At 67.7% G+C, this 16,599-nt stretch carries 12 protein-coding genes; 9 read left to right on the forward strand and 3 right to left on the reverse strand.

Annotated features, from left to right (window positions below; translation table 11 throughout):
• The gene (locus OM960_RS16645; RefSeq protein ID WP_263339288.1) at positions 1-627 is read left to right on the forward strand and encodes an ATP-binding cassette domain-containing protein; all 627 of its coding nucleotides are present in this window, start codon (positions 1-3) and stop codon (positions 625-627) included.
• On the opposite strand, the gene OM960_RS16650 is transcribed toward OM960_RS16645, so the two are convergent.
• Complete coding sequence (locus OM960_RS16650) at positions 617-1,417, reverse strand: YiiX/YebB-like N1pC/P60 family cysteine hydrolase (protein ID WP_264772748.1); 801 nt, start codon at positions 1,415-1,417, stop codon at positions 617-619. The genes OM960_RS16645 and OM960_RS16650 overlap by 11 nt on opposite strands.
• A gap of 203 nt (positions 1,418-1,620) precedes the next feature.
• On the opposite strand from OM960_RS16650, the gene OM960_RS16655 reads away from it, so the two are divergent.
• Positions 1,621-2,337 (forward strand): hypothetical protein, encoded by a 717-nt coding sequence (locus OM960_RS16655; protein ID WP_264772749.1) that lies wholly within the window; start codon positions 1,621-1,623, stop codon positions 2,335-2,337.
• A gap of 11 nt (positions 2,338-2,348) precedes the next feature.
• On the opposite strand, the gene OM960_RS16660 is transcribed toward OM960_RS16655, so the two are convergent.
• Positions 2,349-3,230 (reverse strand): LysR family transcriptional regulator, encoded by an 882-nt coding sequence (locus OM960_RS16660; protein ID WP_263339293.1) that lies wholly within the window; start codon positions 3,228-3,230, stop codon positions 2,349-2,351.
• Entirely contained in the window at positions 3,230-3,805 is a 576-nt protein-coding gene (locus OM960_RS16665; protein ID WP_264772750.1) for an isochorismatase family protein, read from the reverse strand. The genes OM960_RS16660 and OM960_RS16665 overlap by 1 nt, the downstream gene beginning before the upstream one ends.
• Positions 3,806-3,914: 109 nt before the next feature.
• Between OM960_RS16665 and OM960_RS16670 the strand changes: the two genes are divergently transcribed.
• The 7 genes from OM960_RS16670 to OM960_RS16700 all read left to right on the forward strand — a co-directional run bounded on the left by OM960_RS16670 (position 3,915) and on the right by OM960_RS16700 (position 16,598).
• Positions 3,915-6,359, forward strand: a complete 2,445-nt coding sequence (locus OM960_RS16670; RefSeq protein ID WP_264772751.1) for a GcvT family protein — start codon at positions 3,915-3,917, stop codon at positions 6,357-6,359.
• A 68-nt stretch (positions 6,360-6,427) separates the two neighbouring features.
• On the forward strand, positions 6,428-8,872 hold the full coding sequence (locus OM960_RS16675; RefSeq protein ID WP_264772752.1) for a GcvT family protein: 2,445 nt from the start codon (positions 6,428-6,430) through the stop codon (positions 8,870-8,872).
• Positions 8,873-8,959: 87 nt separating this feature from the next.
• Complete coding sequence (locus OM960_RS16680) at positions 8,960-10,519, forward strand: trimethylamine methyltransferase family protein (protein ID WP_264772753.1); 1,560 nt, start codon at positions 8,960-8,962, stop codon at positions 10,517-10,519.
• A complete protein-coding gene (locus OM960_RS16685; protein WP_264772754.1) occupies positions 10,519-11,955 on the forward strand; it encodes an aldehyde dehydrogenase family protein in 1,437 nt (478 codons plus the stop codon). Before OM960_RS16680 ends, OM960_RS16685 begins: the two co-directional genes overlap by 1 nt.
• A 20-nt stretch (positions 11,956-11,975) precedes the next feature.
• Positions 11,976-12,875: an NAD(P)-dependent oxidoreductase gene (locus OM960_RS16690; protein WP_263339307.1), complete on the forward strand. Its 900-nt coding sequence runs from the start codon at positions 11,976-11,978 to the stop codon at positions 12,873-12,875.
• Positions 12,876-12,962: 87 nt separating this feature from the next.
• Complete coding sequence (locus OM960_RS16695; RefSeq protein ID WP_264772755.1) at positions 12,963-14,579, forward strand: GMC family oxidoreductase; 1,617 nt, start codon at positions 12,963-12,965, stop codon at positions 14,577-14,579.
• Positions 14,580-14,588: 9 nt separating this feature from the next.
• On the forward strand, positions 14,589-16,598 hold the full coding sequence (locus tag OM960_RS16700; RefSeq protein ID WP_264772756.1) for a hydantoinase/oxoprolinase family protein: 2,010 nt from the start codon (positions 14,589-14,591) through the stop codon (positions 16,596-16,598).
• Position 16,599 lies beyond the last annotated feature (1 nt).

Here is a 16,599-nt window from a genome sequence, read left to right on the forward strand (position 1 = left end):
ATGCTTAAATCAGTATCTATTCAGGCGGAAAATGGCGCAGAACCGCTCTTTTCGCCGCTCTCACTCGCGGTCGCGCCGGGCAGCGTCACGACCATTGTCGGCCCCTCGGGCATCGGCAAGTCGACGCTGATGGAGTTCATCGGCGGCCATCTGCCGCGCGGCTTTCGCGCCTCGGGCGATGTGATCCTCGACGGCCGCAACGTCACCCGCCTGCCGGCCGAGGCGCGGCGGATCGGCATCCTGTTTCAGGACGCGGCGCTCTTTCCGCATCTCTCGGTCGGCGACAACCTCGCCTTCGGGCTCGCCGCGCATGTCAGGGGCCGCGCGGCGCGTACTGCCGCGGTGGCAATGGCTCTCGATCAGGCCGGGCTTCCGGGCTTCGCGGCACGCGATCCCGCGACGCTCTCGGGCGGCCAGCGCGCCCGGGTGGCGCTGATGCGGACGCTTCTGGCCGAGCCATGCGCGCTGTTGCTCGATGAGCCCTTCGCGAAGCTCGACCCGGCGCTGCGCGAAGAACTGCGGCGCTTCGTCTTCGACCATGTCCGCGACCGCGACATTCCCGTGCTGATGGTCACCCACGACGCCGCCGATGCAGAAGCCGCCGGCGGCCCGGTGGTCAGCCTGTAGCCTCCTCCCCGGAAGGCGCGTCGTCGCTCCAGCGCAGAAGCCGGTGGTCGAAACCGCCCTGGAGATGCGGTTTGACCACCGCGAAATAGGGCGACAGGTCGAAGTCGCGCGGCGTGAACAGCGAATGGTGGCGGATGTGGTAGATCTCGCGCCGCGCATAGGCGCTTCCGGTCCTGACCTCGACCTCGGGCAGGATCGGGTAGCGGATCGACTGGAAGGCCTGGGCGATGAGCGAGGAACAGATCGCCCGCGTCGGGTCGCCCGAGCCGAAGGCGATCATCCGCCGCCGCCAGCGCACCGGCACCGGCGGGGTCGGGAAGAAGTAGCGCAAGAGATCAAAGATGTGGTGCATGTCGTAGCGCAGGCCGAGATGGTGGCGCATGTAGTCCACCACCTTCGCGCGTTCGTCCGCATTCAGCCCGACGGCGCGGCAGATCCGCGTATTGTAGCTCGCGTACTTGCTGAGCGGCCGCGCGACGCAGCCCTCGCCGAGGTTGACCTCGATCAGCCGCGGCCGTTCGCCGCCTTCCTCCGGCTTCGGCAGCACGTCTCCGACATAGAGCGCGGCATGGCTCCAGGTCGACTGGGTGAGGTACTTGATCGCGGTCGCCACCCGCTCGGACCCCTCAATGAGCAGAACATCACCGGGAACGAGGGTGCGGCAGAGGCTGCCGAAGTCGGACGGCGTGTAAGGTTCGTAGCCGGAGACCTGCTTGGTCAGCCGCCGCGCCATCGCGCGGCCGAGACGATCCAGAATTGTGTCTGTTCCAGCCAAAAACGTGTCATTCATCGCCGCCTCCGCATCCTGATCCGGGCTCAGGTCGCACTGATCGCCCGGTGGCGCTTGGGTCTGCCACCGGGATTCCTCCTTACCGGGGTCTGGAATAGGATATGATGCGTGGCAGGTTCGTGGTCATCAACTGGCCTCAACTCGCAGCGAGCCGGTTGAAGCGGACCTTGGATCGGAAACCGGGAGCGCCGGAAGGAAATGACGTGAGTGACGACCGGGAGATCGTGCCAGACCGCCCCGGCAACGGTGAGCGGGCCGGCCGCATTGGCGGGCGGAGCGCGCGGCTCGGCCGGCGTATCGCGGTGCTTCTGCTCCTCGTCTGGGTCGCGCATGGGCTGATCGGCTGGACGATGGCGGAATCGCAGGCCCTCAAGGGCGGCGAGATCCCGGCTCTGTGGGTGCTGGTGCTTCTGCTCGTCGCCTATGCGCTCCTCATCGCGCTGCCGTTCGTGCCGGGGGTGGAGCTTGGCTTGACGCTCTTGATGGTCGAGGGCGGCTGGATCGCGCCCTTCATCTGGGGGGCGACGCTCGCCGGGCTGATGCTCTCGTTCCTGGTGGGGCTGGCCCTGCCCTACCCGGCCCTGCGCCGCACGCTCGCCGATCTCCGCCTCTGCCGCGCGGCCGAGCTCGTGGCGCAGATCGAGCCCCTGGACCGCGAGGCGCGGCTTGACCACTTGCGAAGCCACCTGCCGGGCTGGCTGGCGCCGCTGGCGCGGAACTACCGCTATCTCCTGCTGGCGCTTCTGATCAACCTGCCGGGCAATTCGGTGATCGGCGGCGGCGGCGGCATCCTCATGGTCGCGGGATGCAGCCGCCTCTTCGCGGCGCCGGTGACGCTTCTGACCGTGGCGCTCGCGGTCGCACCGGTGCCAATTCTCGTCTTCGCGCTCGGCGAGGGGCTGCCGTTGCCGGGGTTCTGAGACCCGGCGCCTCAGCCGACCCGGCGGCGGGCGAGGCTCGGCCCCGAGGGTCCGAAGCGGTTGCGCAGGATCTGCAAGAGCCGGCGATGCATCGAGCGGTGCCGGTTGCGGATATGCAGGCCGGCATAGATCGGCTGCGGAATCGGCGGCGCATCACCGACCAAGCGGCAGGTGCCGGCGCGGATGAGGTCGGTGGCCGACTGGCGCAATACATAGGCCGTCCCGCCGAGCGACCCCAGAAGCGCGACCATCGCCGCGTTCTGGCCGATCGACAGGCTCGCGGAGGCCAGCCGCGGATGCATCTGCGCATGAATCTGCGGCATAGCGTCGGAGTAATGCGGCATGATGTAGGTCTCGGCGTTCACCTCGCCGAGCCGGTCGGTCTCGGTCGAGACCATGAGATAGGTGATCTCGCCCAGCGTCTCGAAATAGAGGTCGGGGTGGAAGCGCGGGGTGAAGAGGATCGCGAAATCCTCGACACCGGTGGAGAGGTCGGAACTCATCTGCGCCGAATAATCGGCCTCGAAGAGGAAGGACGTGCCGGGCAGCGCGGCGCGGAAATCCTTGATCAGTTCGGAGAAGTGGATGCCGACGAGGTCATGCTGGATGCCGATCCGCATCGTCACCGCGCCAGAGCCGGTTTCACCGATCGCGTGGCGCGCCTCGGTCCAGCCGTGCAGCAGCGCCCGCGCGTGCGGCGCGAAGCGCAACCCCTCGGTCGTGAGCTCGGTGCCCGAACGCGAGCGGATGAAGAGCCGGTGGCCGAGCGTCGCCTCGAGCGAACGGACGCGTCCCGACACGGTGGACTGGGTGATGCCGAGCCGGTCGGCGGTGCGATTGAAGCTCCGGGTGGTGCAGAGGTCGAGGAAGGTCTCGATGAGCTCGATCTGCATCAGAGCGTCATCCCGTCGGGAAGGGGGCCGAGATCCGCGCGGACCGTCGCGAGCGTGTCGAGATCGCGCACCCATTCGTAGAAGATGCCCTTCACGGTCGTCACGGTGATCCCGGCATCGCGCATCCGGTCGAGCCCGGCCCCGTGGCAATCGCCCGGCGATCCGGTCGCGTCGACCAGCACCGCGACCCGGAACCCGGCCGCGAGAAGCCCGAGCGCCGACTGTGCGACGCAGACATCCGTCTCGAGCCCCACAAGCACCGCCTGCGGTCGCTGGAAGGCGCGGGCGCCGGCGAGGATGTCGGGCTGGCCGGCGAGGCCGAAGACCCGCTTGTCGTGGACCGGTACGTCCGCACCGAGCGCCGCGACGATCTCGGGCAGGGGCGGGCCGTTCCGGGCGATATCCTCGGCCATGGCCAGAACCGGGATGCCGAGTCGCCGGGCGGTGCCGATCAGCCAGCGGATCCGGTCCACGAGAGGCGCGCGCGCCTCGGGTGCGAGCTTGTCGACAAAGAGCTTCTGCACGTCGATCACCGCGAGAAACGACTTCGATCGGTGGAACAGGGGATCGGACATGATGTGATTCCGCTAATCGATATTTCCGATCAATAATACGACACCTGACGAATTGAAAGCAGGGTGAACTGCCCCGATACTCCGGCCGCAAATCACCTTGGGGGGCGTCATGGCCGAGATTCCGACAACAGCGCGCGTGGTCATCATCGGGGGCGGCGCCGTCGGCGTCTCGACCCTCTATCATCTGGCCAAGGCGGGCTGGACCGACTGCGTGCTGCTGGAGAAGAACGAGCTGACCGCCGGATCGACCTGGCATGCGGCGGGCAACGTGCCGACCTTCTCGACGTCGTGGTCGATCATGAACATGCAGCGCTATTCGACCGAGCTCTATCGCGGCCTCGGCGAGGCGGTCGACTATCCGATGAACTACCATGTCACCGGCTCGATCCGGCTTGCCCATTCCAAGGAGCGGATGCAGGAATTCGAGCGCGCGAAGGGCATGGGCCGCTACCAGGGCATCGACATGGAGATGCTCGGGGTGGACGAGATCCAGGGCAAGTATCCGTTCATCGAATTGCATGACCTGAAAGGCGCGCTCTACGATCCGACCGACGGCGACATCGACCCCGCGCAGCTGACGCAGGCGCTGGCCAAGGGCGCCCGCGACCTCGGCGCGACGATCCTGCGCTTCACCCCGGCGACGGGCGTGAGCCGCGAGAACGGCGAATGGATCATCCATACCGAGAAGGGCGACATCCGCTGCGAATACGTCGTCAACGCCGCCGGCTACTACGCCCAGAAGGTCGGCGAGTGGTTCAAGCCCTATGGCGGGCGCACCGTGCCGATGATGGTGATGAGCCACCAGTACCTGCTCTCGGAGCCGGTGGCCGAGCTCGAGGCCTGGTCGAAGGAGAACGGCCGCAAGCTGCCGCTCCTGCGCGACGTCGACACCTCCTACTACCTGCGGCAGGAGAAGACCGGCTTCAACCTTGGCCCTTATGAGCGCAACTGCAAGGCGCATTGGGTGACGCCGAACGACCCGTTCCCGGAGGATTTCTCGTTCCAGCTCTACCCGGACGATCTCGACCGGCTGGAATGGTATATCGAGGACGCGATGGCGCGGGTGCCGCTTCTGGGCTCGTCGGGCATCAGCCGGGTCATCAACGGGCCGATTCCCTATGCGCCGGACGGTCTGCCGCTGATGGGGCCGATGCCGGGCGTGCCGAACGCCTTCGAGGCCTGCGTCTTCACCTTCGGCATCGCCCAGTCGGGCGGCGCCGGCAAGGTGATGGCGGAATGGATCACCGAAGGCGCGACCGAATGGGACATGTGGGCGGTCGATCCGCGCCGCTATACCGACTACACCGACCGCGACTACTGCGTTGCCAAGGGCATGGAGACCTACGGCCACGAATACGCGATGCATTTCCCCTGGCACCGCTGGCCGGCCGCGCCGGACCGCAAGCTCTCGCCGGTGCATGACAGGGTCAAGGCGCTTGGCGGGCAGTTCGGGGTCTACAACGGCTGGGAACGCGCGACCTGGTTCGCCAGACCCGGCGACGACACCTCGGAGGAGGCGACGCATACCTGGGGCCGCTCCGGCCCGTGGGAACAGCGGATCAAGGAAGAATGCGAGGCGGTGCGCGACGGGGTCGGCGTGCTCGACCTGCCAGGCTTCTCGCGCTTCAACCTCTCCGGGACGGGCGCGGCCGACTGGCTGCGCGGCATGATCTCGGGCGCGCTGCCGAAGGTCGGGCGCATGAACCTCGGCTATTTCCCCGACAATCGCGGTCGGATCCTGACCGAGATGTCGATCCTGCGCCACGGCGAGGAGGAATTCACGCTGATCACCGCCGCCACCGCCCAGTGGCATGACGGCGAGCATCTGAGAAAGAACCTCGCGCCCGGCCTGACGCTGACCGACCACACCACCGAATACGACACGCTGATCGTCACCGGTCCGAAGGCGCGCGATCTCTTCGCCGCGATCGGCGAGGCCGATCTGACGCTGCCGTGGCTGTCGATCCAGACCGGCAGCGTCGCGGGCAAGCCGGCGATGCTGGCGCGGGTGAGCTTCGCGGGCGAGCTTGGCTGGGAGGTTCATGCCAAGGTCGCCGACATGCCGGCGATCTATGACGCGGTGCTCGGCGCCGGTGCGAAGCCCTTCGGCATGTGGGCGCTGAACTCGCTCCGGCTGGAGAAGGGCTACCGGGCCTGGAAGGGCGATCTTTCGACCGATTACTCGCTCTTGGAAGGCGGGCTGGAGCGGTTCGTCAAGTTCGACAAGCCGCAGGACTTCCCCGGCAAGGCGGCCCTGCTGGCCGAGAAGCAGCAAGGATCGAAGAAGCGGTTCGTGACGCTGACCGTCGAGGCCGGCGAGGCGGATGCGCCCTACATGTCGACGCTCTGGCACGATGGCCAGGTCGTGGGCGAGACCACGTCGGGCGCCTGGGGCTACCGGGTCGGAAAGTCGATCGCGCTCGGGATGCTGCGGAGCGATCTCGCGGTGCCCGGCACCGAGATCGAGGTCGAGATCTATGGCGATAGGTGCCGCGCGGTGGTCGAGGAAGACCAGCCGCTCTGGGATCCGGAAAACGCGCGGATCCGCGCGTGACGGGCGGAGGCCGGGGGTTTCACCCCCGGACCCCCAGGATATTTTCAGCAAGATGAAGGGTCAGAACAGTGACTAACCTGCCAAAAAAAGCTCGGGTCGTGATCGTCGGAGGGGGCGTGGTCGGGTGTTCGGTCGCCTATCACCTGACCAAGCTCGGCTGGAAGGACGTCGTTCTGCTGGAGCGCAAGCAGCTCACCTGCGGCACGACCTGGCATGCGGCGGGGCTGATCGGCCAGCTCCGCGCCTCGGCCAACATGACGCGGCTCGCGAAGTACTCCGCCGATCTCTACCGCGGGCTCGAGGCGGAGACGGGGCTTGCGACCGGGATGAAGCAGGTCGGCTCGATCTCCGTGGCGCTGACCGAGGCGCGCAAGGAGGAGCTTTATCGCGGCGCCTCCATGGCGCGGGCCTTCGGCGTGCCGGTGGAGGAGATCTCGCCCCAGGAGGTGAAGGAACGCTATCCGCATCTCAACATCGAGGGTGTCAAGGCGGGTGTCTGGCTGCCGACGGACGGGCAGGGAGATCCGGCCAACATCGCTCTGGCCTTGGCCAAGGGCGCCCGCCAGCGCGGCGCGGTCGTGGCCGAGGGCGTAAAGGTGACGGGCATCGCGGTGGAAGGCCGTCGGGCTAAGTCGGTCTCGTGGGAGCAGAACGGCGAACAGGGTGTCATCGAGGCCGATCACGTGGTCAACTGCGCCGGCATGTGGGGCCACGAGGTCGGCCGCATGGCGGGCGTCAATGTGCCGCTGCATGCCTGCGAGCATTTCTACATCGTGACCGAGCCGATCCCGGGCCTGACGCAGATGCCGGTGCTGCGGGTGCCGGACGAATGCGCCTATTACAAGGAGGATGCGGGCAAGTACCTTCTCGGCGCCTTCGAGCCGAACGCCAAGCCCTGGGGCATGAAGGGCATCCCGGAGGATTTCTGCTTCGACCAGCTTCCGGAGGATTTCGATCATTTCGAGCCGATTCTCGAACGCGCGGTGAACCGGCTGCCGATGCTGGCCGAGGCTGGCATCCATACCTTCTTCAACGGGCCGGAGAGCTTCACGCCGGACGATGCCTACAATCTCGGGCTCTCGCTCGAGGTCGACAATTACTGGGTCGCGGCCGGGTTCAACTCGATCGGCATCCAGTCGGCCGGCGGCGCGGGCATGGCGCTTGCCCAGTGGATGGAGACGGGCGAGAAGCCGTTCGATCTCGGCGATGTCGATGTCGGTCGCAACCAGCCGTTCCAGGGCAACAGGCACTACCTCTTCGAACGGTCGAAGGAAACGCTCGGCCTGCTTTATGCCGACCACTATCCGTACCGCCAGAAGGCGACCGCGCGCGGGGTGCGGCGGACGCCGTTCCATGCGCATCTGGAGGCCAACGGCGCGGTCTTCGGCGAGATCGGCGGCTGGGAGCGGGCGAACTGGTTCGCGAACGAGGGCCAGGAGCGGGACTACCAGTACAGCTGGGGGCCGCAGAACTGGTTTTCCAACCAGGCCGCCGAGCACAGGGCGGTCCGAACCAATGTCGGCATGTACGACATGTCGTCCTTCGGCAAGATCCGGGTCGAGGGGCGCGATGCCGAGGCCTATCTCAACCATATCTCGGGCGCGGACATGTCGGTGGCGCCCGGCAAGATCGTCTATACCCAGTTCCTGAACAGGGCGGGCGGGATCGAGGCCGACGTGACCGTCACGCGGCTCTCCGAGACCGCCTATCTGGTGGTGACGCCGGCGGTGACGCGGCTCAAGGACCAGGTCTGGATGCGCCGGCACATCGGCGTGTTCAACGTCGTCCTCACCGATGTGACGGCGGGCGAGGGCGTGCTGGCGGTGATGGGGCCGAATGCGCGCAAGCTGATGCAGGCGGTGAGCCCGAACGACTTCTCGAACGAGGCGAACCCCTTCGGCACCGCGCAGGAGATCGAGATCGGCATGGGCCTCGCGCGGGCGCATCGCGTCTCCTATGTCGGCGAGCTCGGCTGGGAGGTCTATGTGTCCTCCGACATGGCGGGCCACGTCTTCGAGACGCTGTGGGAGGCCGGTCAGGGCATGGGGCTGAAGCTCTGCGGCATGCACATGATGGACTCGTGCCGGATCGAGAAGGCGTTCCGCCATTTCGGCCATGACATCACCTGCGAGGACCATGTGCTGGAGGCGGGGCTTGGCTTTGCGGTCAAGACCGCGAAACCCGGCTTCATCGGCCGCGACGCGGTGTTGCGGAAGAAGGAGGCGGGGCTGGAGAAGCGGCTTCTGCAGTTCAGGCTCTCCGATCCCGGGGTGATGGTCTATCACAACGAGCCGCTGATCCGCGACGGCAAGATCGTGAGCTATCTCTCGTCGGGCGCCTATGGTCATCATCTGGGTGCCGCGATCGGCATGGGCTATGTGCCCTGCAAGGGCGAGACGGCCGCGGACGTGCTGGGATCGGCCTATGAGGTCGAGGTGGCCGGTCGGCGGGTGAAGGCAGAGGCGTCGCTGGCGCCGATGTATGACCCGAAATCGGAACGCGTGCGCATGTGAGTGAGCGCCGGGGGGCTGTCTGCCCCCCGGACCCCCCGAGGATATTTCTGAAAAGAAGATGCCAATTGGCATTTCAGGAGAGACGGCATGTCTGACGAATCCACGAACTGCGAACCGCGGCGGGCGGCACGGGCCGGCGGGCGCGAGGCGCGCCGGGCAGCGCGGGCGGCGCCCCTGGCCGAGGGTATGCGGCCGATCCGGGCCGGGTTGCCGGGCGGGCAATACAAGCCGCTGACCGAGGCGGGGATGGCGAAGATCCATCAGGCGGCGCTCGACGCGCTGGAGGTGATCGGGCTTTCGCAGGCGCCGGCATCCGGCGTCGAGATCATGACCAAGGCTGGCGCGATACAGGGCGATGATGGGCGCCTCCGGTTCCCGCGCGCGCTGGTCGAGGACATGCTGGCGAAGGCGGCGCGCGACATCACGCTCTGCGGCCGCGATCCGAAGCACGACCTGCACCTGACCGGGACCAATGTGCATTTCGGCACGGCCGGGGCGGCGGTTCACATCGTCGATCTGGAGACCAACACCTACCGCGATTCGACCGCGCAGGACCTCTTCGACGCGGCGCGGATCACCCACAATCTCGACAACGTGCACTTCTTCCAGCGGGCGATGGTCTGCCGGGACGTGCTGGACAATCTCGAGATGGACCTCAACACGATCTATGCCTGCGTCTCGGCGACGACCAAGCATATCGGCACCTCCTTCTCCGACCCGAGCCATGTCGAGCCCTGCATGGGTCTCATTCACCGGCTCGCGGGCGGCGAGGAGGCGTGGCGGGCGCGGCCCTTCATCTCGAACTCCAACTGCTTCGTCGTGCCGCCGATGAAGTTCGCCGAGGAGAGCTGCGTGGCGATGGAGCACTGCATCCGCGCCGGGATGCCGGTTCTCCTCCTGTCGGCCGGGCAGGCGGGCGCGACCGCACCGGCGCCGATCGCGCTCGCCATCGTGCAGGCGGTGGCGGAATGCCTTGCGGGCGTCGTCTACGTCAACGCGATGAAGCCGGGTCATCCGGCGATCTTCGGCACCTGGCCCTTCGTGTCGGACCTGCGCACCGGGGCGATGTCGGGCGGCTCGGCCGAGCAGGCGCTGCTGACGGCGGGCTGCTCGCAGATGCACAAGTTCTACAACCTGCCCGGCGGCGCGGCGGCGGGGATCTCGGATGCCAAGCTGCCGGACATGCAGGCCGGGTGGGAGCAGGGCATCACCAACGTGCTGGCCGGGCTGTCGGGCCTCAACATGGTCTATGAATCGGTGGGGATGCATGCCTCGCTTCTCGGCTTCTGTCTCGAAAGCCTCGTGCTTGGCGACGATATCCTCGGCCAGGTGCTGCGCACCGTGCGCGGCATCGACGTGACCGAGGATTCGACCTCGATCGAGGCGATGAAGGCGGTGTGCCTTGGCGGTCCCGGCCATTACCTTGGCTCGGACCAGACGCTGCAGCTGATGCAGACGGAATATGTCTACCCGACGCTCGGCAACCGGATGAGCCCGAAGGAATGGGTCGAGGCCGACCGGCCGATGCTTCTCGACAAGGCGATCGCGCGCAAGAACGAGATCCTGTCCAAGGCCGGGATCCAGGTCGACCCGCAGCTCGATGCGGCGATCCGCAAGGACTACAACATCTATTTCGGGCTGAAATAGTGTCTGTTCTTGCGCGTCTGGGGCAGTTCTACATCAATGGCGCCTGGGTCGGCCCGGGCGCCGGGGCGAGAACCATGCCGGTCGAGAACCCGGCGACCGAGGAGATCGTGGGCGAGGTCGCCATCGGCTCGGCGGAGGATGCCGACCGGGCGATCCTCGCCGCACGGGCGGCGTTTCCCGCCTTCTCGGTCAAGCCCGCCTCCGAACGCATCGCGCTCCTGAAGCGGGTGCGCGAAGTTTATCTCAGCCGCGCCGAGGACCTCGCGCAGGCGATGTCGGTCGAGATGGGGGCGCCGATCGGCTTTTCCCGCGAGGCGCAGGTCTGGGCGGGCGACGTGCATCTCGCCGCCACCATCGAGGCGGCCGAGCGGTTCCCCTGGGAGGAGCTGCGCGGCACCACGCTCATTCAGCGCGAGGCGATCGGCGTCGTCGGGCTGATCACGCCCTGGAACTGGCCGATGAACCAGATCGTCTGCAAGGTCGCCCCGGCGCTCGCGGCGGGCTGCACGATGGTTCTGAAGCCCTCCGAGATCGCGCCGCTGTCGGGGCTCATCTTCGCCGAGATCATGGACGCGGCGGGCGTTCCGGCCGGGGTCTTCAACCTCGTGAACGGCGACGGGCCGGGCGTGGGGTCGCGGCTTTCCTCGCATCCCGAGGTCGACATGGTCTCCTTCACCGGCTCGACCCGGGCCGGGATCCTCGTGGCTCAGGCCGCCGCGCCGACGGTCAAGCGGGTGGCGCAGGAACTGGGCGGCAAGTCGGCCAACATCATCCTCGCCTCCGCCGATCTGAAGGCGGCGGTCGAGGGCGGTGTCGAGGCCTGCATGTCGAACACCGGCCAGAGCTGCGACGCGCCGACGCGAATGTTCGTGCCGCGCGCGGTGCAGGAGGCGGCGCTGGGCATCGCCGGGACTAAGGCCGCGAGCCTCCGCGTCGGCGATCCGACCGATCCGGAGACCGGGATCGGCCCGGTCGTCAGCCGGGCGCAATACGAGAAGATCCAGGGGCTGATCCGGACCGGCATCGACGAGGGCGCGGTTCTGGTCGCGGGCGGGCTCGGCCGGCCGGATGGCCTCAACCGGGGCCATTTCGTGCGCCCCACCATCTTCGGCAATGTCACACCCGGCATGACCATCGCGCGCGAGGAGATCTTCGGGCCCGTGCTCGCGATCATGCCCTATGACAGCGTGGACGAGGCCGTCGCGATGGCCAATGACAGCGTCTACGGTCTCGGCGGCTATGTGCAGGGCGAGATCACCGAGGCCCGCGCGGTGGCGCGGCGCCTGCGCACCGGGCAGGTGCAGATCAACTACCCCGACTGGGACACCTTCGCCCCGTTCGGCGGTTACAAGCAATCTGGCAATGGCCGTGAATATGCCGACTGGGGCATCCACGACTTCTGCGAGACCAAGGGCATCATCGGATACGGCGCCTGAGGCGCCAAGGGAGACTCTCCATGCATTACGGTTACATCGGCCTCGGCAATCTCGGGGCGGCCTGCGCGGGCTGCCTTCTGAAGGCGGGCTTCAAGGTCACGGTCACGGACCTCAAGAAAGAGCTGGCCGAACCCCTGATCGCGGCGGGCGCGACCTGGTCGGACAGCGCCGAGGAGGTCGCGGCCTCGGTCGATCACGTCATCACCTGCCTGCCCTCGCCGGCGGTCACCGAAAAGGTGCTGGCGCAGATCCTGCCGAAGATGAAGAAGGGCGCGACCTGGATCGAGATGTCGACGCTTGGCCGCGACGACGTGCTGGCCTTCGCCAAGGTCGCCGAGGCCCACGGCATCCACATGCTGGAACTGCCGGTCACCGGCGGCGTCCACCTCGCCTATCGGGGCGAGATCACCATGCTGCCGGGTGGCGACAAGGAGACCGTGGACCTGCACTGGAAGGCCTTCGAGGCGATGGGCAACCGGGTGTTCCACATGGGGCCTCTGGGGTCGTCCTCGATCATCAAGGTCATCACCAACATGCTGGCCTTCATCCATCTCAAGGCCTGCGGCGAGGCGCTGATGCTCGCGAAACGCGGCGGGCTCGACCTCGGGCAGGCCTGGCACGCTATTGCCGCTTCGTCGGGCAATTCCTTCGTCCATGAGACGGAAGGTGCCCTGATCCTCAACGGCTCCTACGACATTGCCTTCAACATCGACCTCGCGCTGAAGGATCTCGGCTTCGCGCTGAACTTCGGCAAGGAGTTCGGCGTGCCGCTGGAGCTCGCCTCGATGACCAACCAGACCTATGTCGCCGCGAAGGCCGCCTATGGCGGCGACGCGCAGTCGCCGATGATCGCCAAGCTTCTCGAAGACCAGCTCGGCACCGATCTGCGCGCGCCGGGCTTCCCGGCGCGGCTGGAATAGTCCCGAAACGACGCATTCCGTCGCGGAACGGGCTGACGACGCGCCCCGCCTGAGGCATCAGGGCGGGGCGCTTTTCATGAGGGCGGCATGGACGGATACGACTACATCATCGTCGGCGCGGGATCCGCAGGCTGCGTGCTGGCGGAGCGGCTTTCGGCCAGCGGCCGGCACCGGGTTCTGGTGCTGGAGGCGGGCGGAACCGACCGGCGCTTCTACGTCCATCTGCCGCTCGGATACGGCAAGCTCTTCTTCGATCCGGCGGTGAACTGGATGTACCGGACAGAGCCCGATCCGGGCCTTGCCGGAAGTCGCGATTTCTGGCCCCGCGGCAAGATCCTCGGCGGGTCGAGCTCGATCAACGCGATGGTCTGGATCCGGGGCCACGAGAGCGATTATCACGATTGGGAAGCCGAGGCCGGACCGGGTTGGGGCTGGGAGGCCGCGCGCGCGGCTTACCGGGCGATCGAGGACAACGAGGCGGGCGGCAACGACCTGCGCGGCACCGGCGGCCCGCTCTTCATCTCGGCCAACGGCCGCGACCTCCATCCTCTGGTCGAGAGCTATATCGGCGCGGCCGAAGCGACCGGCCTGCCCCGCAACGCCGATTTCAACGGCGCCGAGCAGGAAGGCGTCGGCGTCTACCAGATGACGATCAAGGGTGCGCGCCGAAACTCCGCCGCCCGCGCCTTCCTGAGGCCCGCGATGAAACGGCCGAACGTCACCGTTCTGACCCATGCCCATGTGACCCGTGTTCTGTTCGAGGGCCGCCGAGCAGTCGGGGTCGAATATTCCCGGAAGGGCGTTTTGAGCCGGGTCAGAGCCTTTTCCGAGGTCATCCTCGCGGGCGGCGCGATCAACAGCCCACAGCTTCTGATGCTCTCGGGCATCGGCCCGGCGGAGCATCTGAAGCGCCACGGGATCGAGGTCGTGGCCGACAACGCGCAGGTCGGACGGAACCTCAACGACCATCAGGGCGTCAACTACACCTGGCGGATGAACGTGCCGACCTACAACGACATCCTGCGGCCCTGGTGGGGCAAGATGATCGTCGGCATGAGGTACTTCATGGGCGGCAAGGGGCCGCTTGCGAAGTCGATCAACCACGGCGGCGGCTTCTTCCGCACCGCGCCGGAGCTCGCGCGCCCGAACATGCAGCTCTACTTCCAGGCGTTTTCGACGCTGATCCCGCGCGAGGGCGAGCGGCCCTTGCTGACCCCCGACCCGTTCTCGGGCCTCTCCATCGGACTGTCGAACTGCCGCCCGACCAGCCGGGGCGAGATCACGCTTCACTCCGCCGATCCCTTCGCCGCCCCGCGGATCGTGGCGAACGCGTTTTCCACCGACCACGACGTCCAGGAGATGCTGGCGGCGGTGAAGTACCTGCGCCGGATCGCCGCCGAGGAGCCGATGCGCTCGCTCATCGCCGAGGAGCTGCGTCCGGGGCCGGAGGTCAAGTCCGACGAAGACCTCATCGCTGACTTCCGCGCCCGGTCGGGCACCGTGTTCCACCCGTCCTGCACGGTCCGGATGGGCGCGGACCCCGCGACCTCGGCGGCGGACCCGGATCTGAAGGTGCGCGGCGTCGAGGGGCTCCGGGTCTGCGACGCTTCGGCCTTTCCAACGCTGATCGGCGGCAATACCAATGCGCCGAGCATTCTCATGGGCTGGATGGGCGCCGAACGCATCCTGTCGGGCCGGAACTAGGGGACGATCATGGCTTACCTTCTCGGCGTCGATACCGGCGGCACGTATACCGACGCGGTGATCCTCGACGAGCGCGAGGACCGCGTCATCGCCTCGGCAAAATCGCTGACCACGCGGCCCGATCTCTCACTTGGCGTCGGCCGCGCCATCGACGCGGCGATCGAGAAGGCCGGGGTGAAGGCCGCGCAGGTCGCAATGGTCTCGCTCTCGACCACGCTCGCCACCAACGCGCTCGTCGAGGGGCAGGGCGGGCGCGTGGCCTTGGTCTTCATCGGCTTCGAGGAATCCGAGCTGGCCCGCGCCGGGCTGACCGACGCGCTGAAGGGCGATCCGGTGATCCGCCTCGCGGGCGGGCACAATCATGGCGGCGGCGAGGTCGCACCGCTCGATCTGGCAAGGTTAGAGACTGAAATCGCCACCCTAGGCGCCGACATCACCGGTTTCGCCGTCGCCGCGAGCTTTGCCACCCGCAACCCCGCGCATGAGAACGCGGCGCGTGAACTGATTCGTGAAAAAACCGGCAAGCCGGTGACCTGTTCGAACGAGCTTTCCGCCGGGCTCAACGGTCCGCGCCGGGCGCTGACGGCGGTGCTGAATGCCCGCCTCATCGGCATGATCGACCGGCTCATCACCGCCTGCGAGGCGCATATGGCAAGCCTCGGCATCGACGCGCCCCTGATGGTGGTGCGCGGCGACGGCGCGCTGGTTTCCGCGGACCTTGCCCGCGACCGGCCGATCGAGACGATCCTTTCCGGTCCCGCCGCCTCGATCGCCGGGGCGAGCTGGCTCACGGGCGAGACCGACGCCCTGGTGTCGGACATCGGCGGCACGACGACGGATGTCTGCCTTCTCAAGGACGGCAAGCCGATGATCGACCCGATGGGCGCGCGGGTTGGCGAGTTCCGCACCATGGTCGAGGCGGTGGCGATGCGCACGACCGGTCTTGGCGGCGACAGCGAACTGCACCTGATCGAAGGGCTGGTGACCAGCCTCAGGCTCGGACCGAGGCGGCTGGTGCCGGTCTCGCTCGCGGCGCGGGACTACCCCGGGATCGTCCATGACGCGCTCGATGGCTGGCTCGCGCTCGACGCGGTCGGAGAGCATGACGGGCGCTTCGCGATCCCGATGTGGCGCGACTCGCCGCCCGAAGGGCTGACGGGGCGCGAGGGCGCGGTGGTGGAGCGGCTGCTGGCCGGGCCGCGCCGGGTGACCGACTGCGTGCGGACGCGGCTGGAACTGCCAGCCTTGAACCGGCTCGTGGCGCGCGGCCATGTGATGATCGCGGGCGTCACGCCCTCGGACGCGGCGCATGTTCTGGGCCGGCTCGACAGCTGGGATGCCGGCGCCGCGCGCAAGGCAGTGACGCTCTTTGCCCGGCGCCGCAACGGGCGCGGCGACCGGATCGCGGCGGGTCCGGAGGCCTTGGCCGAGGCGGTCATCGACCAGCTCACCGCGCAGACCGTCGACTGCCTTCTGGAGGCCGCCTTCGCCGAGGACAGCCGCGACTGGGGCGAGGTGCCCGAGGGGCTCGCCCGCCATCCGCTGATGCGCGCCGGGCTCGACGGTCATTCCGGCATCGTGAAGCTGCAGGCGAGTCTCGGCGTGCCGGTGATCGGCCTCGGCGCCTCCGCGCCGTCCTATTACGGTGCGGTGGGCGACCGGGTCGGCACGCGGATGGTGCTGCCTGAACATGCCGGCGTCGCGAACGCGATCGGCGCCGTCGTCGGGCAGATCGCCATGCATGCCGAGGGCATCGTGACGAGCCCCGGCCCCGGCCTCTTCTCCGCCCACCTGGCCGAGGGGCCGAAACGCTTCAACGACCGCGACACCGCGCTTGCCGTCCTCGAAGCCGCGCTGACCGAGGATGCCGAGGGCCGCGCCCGGCTTGCCGGGGTCGAGAAGATGCGGATCACCGTCGACCGCGAGCTTTCCGAGATCGAGGTCGAGGGCCAGCCGATGTTCATCGAAGCGCGGCTCCGCGTCACCGCGCAGGGCCGGCCGCGGATCGCGGTCGGCTGAG

This window comes from Defluviimonas salinarum (genome assembly GCF_026013545.1).
Taxonomy (GTDB): Bacteria; Pseudomonadota; Alphaproteobacteria; order Rhodobacterales; family Rhodobacteraceae; genus Albidovulum; species Albidovulum salinarum.

What these genes read in the sequence shown, in the direction of transcription:
- OM960_RS16680 (WP_264772753.1), top strand. Translation starts at nt 8,960, where the DNA reads ATGTCTGACGAATCCACGAACTGCGAACCGCGGCGGGCGGCACGGGCC.
- OM960_RS16665 (WP_264772750.1), bottom strand. Translation starts at nt 3,805, where the DNA reads ATGTCCGATCCCCTGTTCCACCGATCGAAGTCGTTTCTCGCGGTGATC.
- OM960_RS16670 (WP_264772751.1), top strand. Translation starts at nt 3,915, where the DNA reads ATGGCCGAGATTCCGACAACAGCGCGCGTGGTCATCATCGGGGGCGGC.
- OM960_RS16690 (WP_263339307.1), top strand. Translation starts at nt 11,976, where the DNA reads ATGCATTACGGTTACATCGGCCTCGGCAATCTCGGGGCGGCCTGCGCG.
- OM960_RS16645 (WP_263339288.1), top strand. Translation starts at nt 1, where the DNA reads ATGCTTAAATCAGTATCTATTCAGGCGGAAAATGGCGCAGAACCGCTC.
- OM960_RS16660 (WP_263339293.1), bottom strand. Translation starts at nt 3,230, where the DNA reads ATGCAGATCGAGCTCATCGAGACCTTCCTCGACCTCTGCACCACCCGG.
- OM960_RS16700 (WP_264772756.1), top strand. Translation starts at nt 14,589, where the DNA reads ATGGCTTACCTTCTCGGCGTCGATACCGGCGGCACGTATACCGACGCG.
- OM960_RS16695 (WP_264772755.1), top strand. Translation starts at nt 12,963, where the DNA reads ATGGACGGATACGACTACATCATCGTCGGCGCGGGATCCGCAGGCTGC.
- OM960_RS16650 (WP_264772748.1), bottom strand. Translation starts at nt 1,417, where the DNA reads ATGAATGACACGTTTTTGGCTGGAACAGACACAATTCTGGATCGTCTC.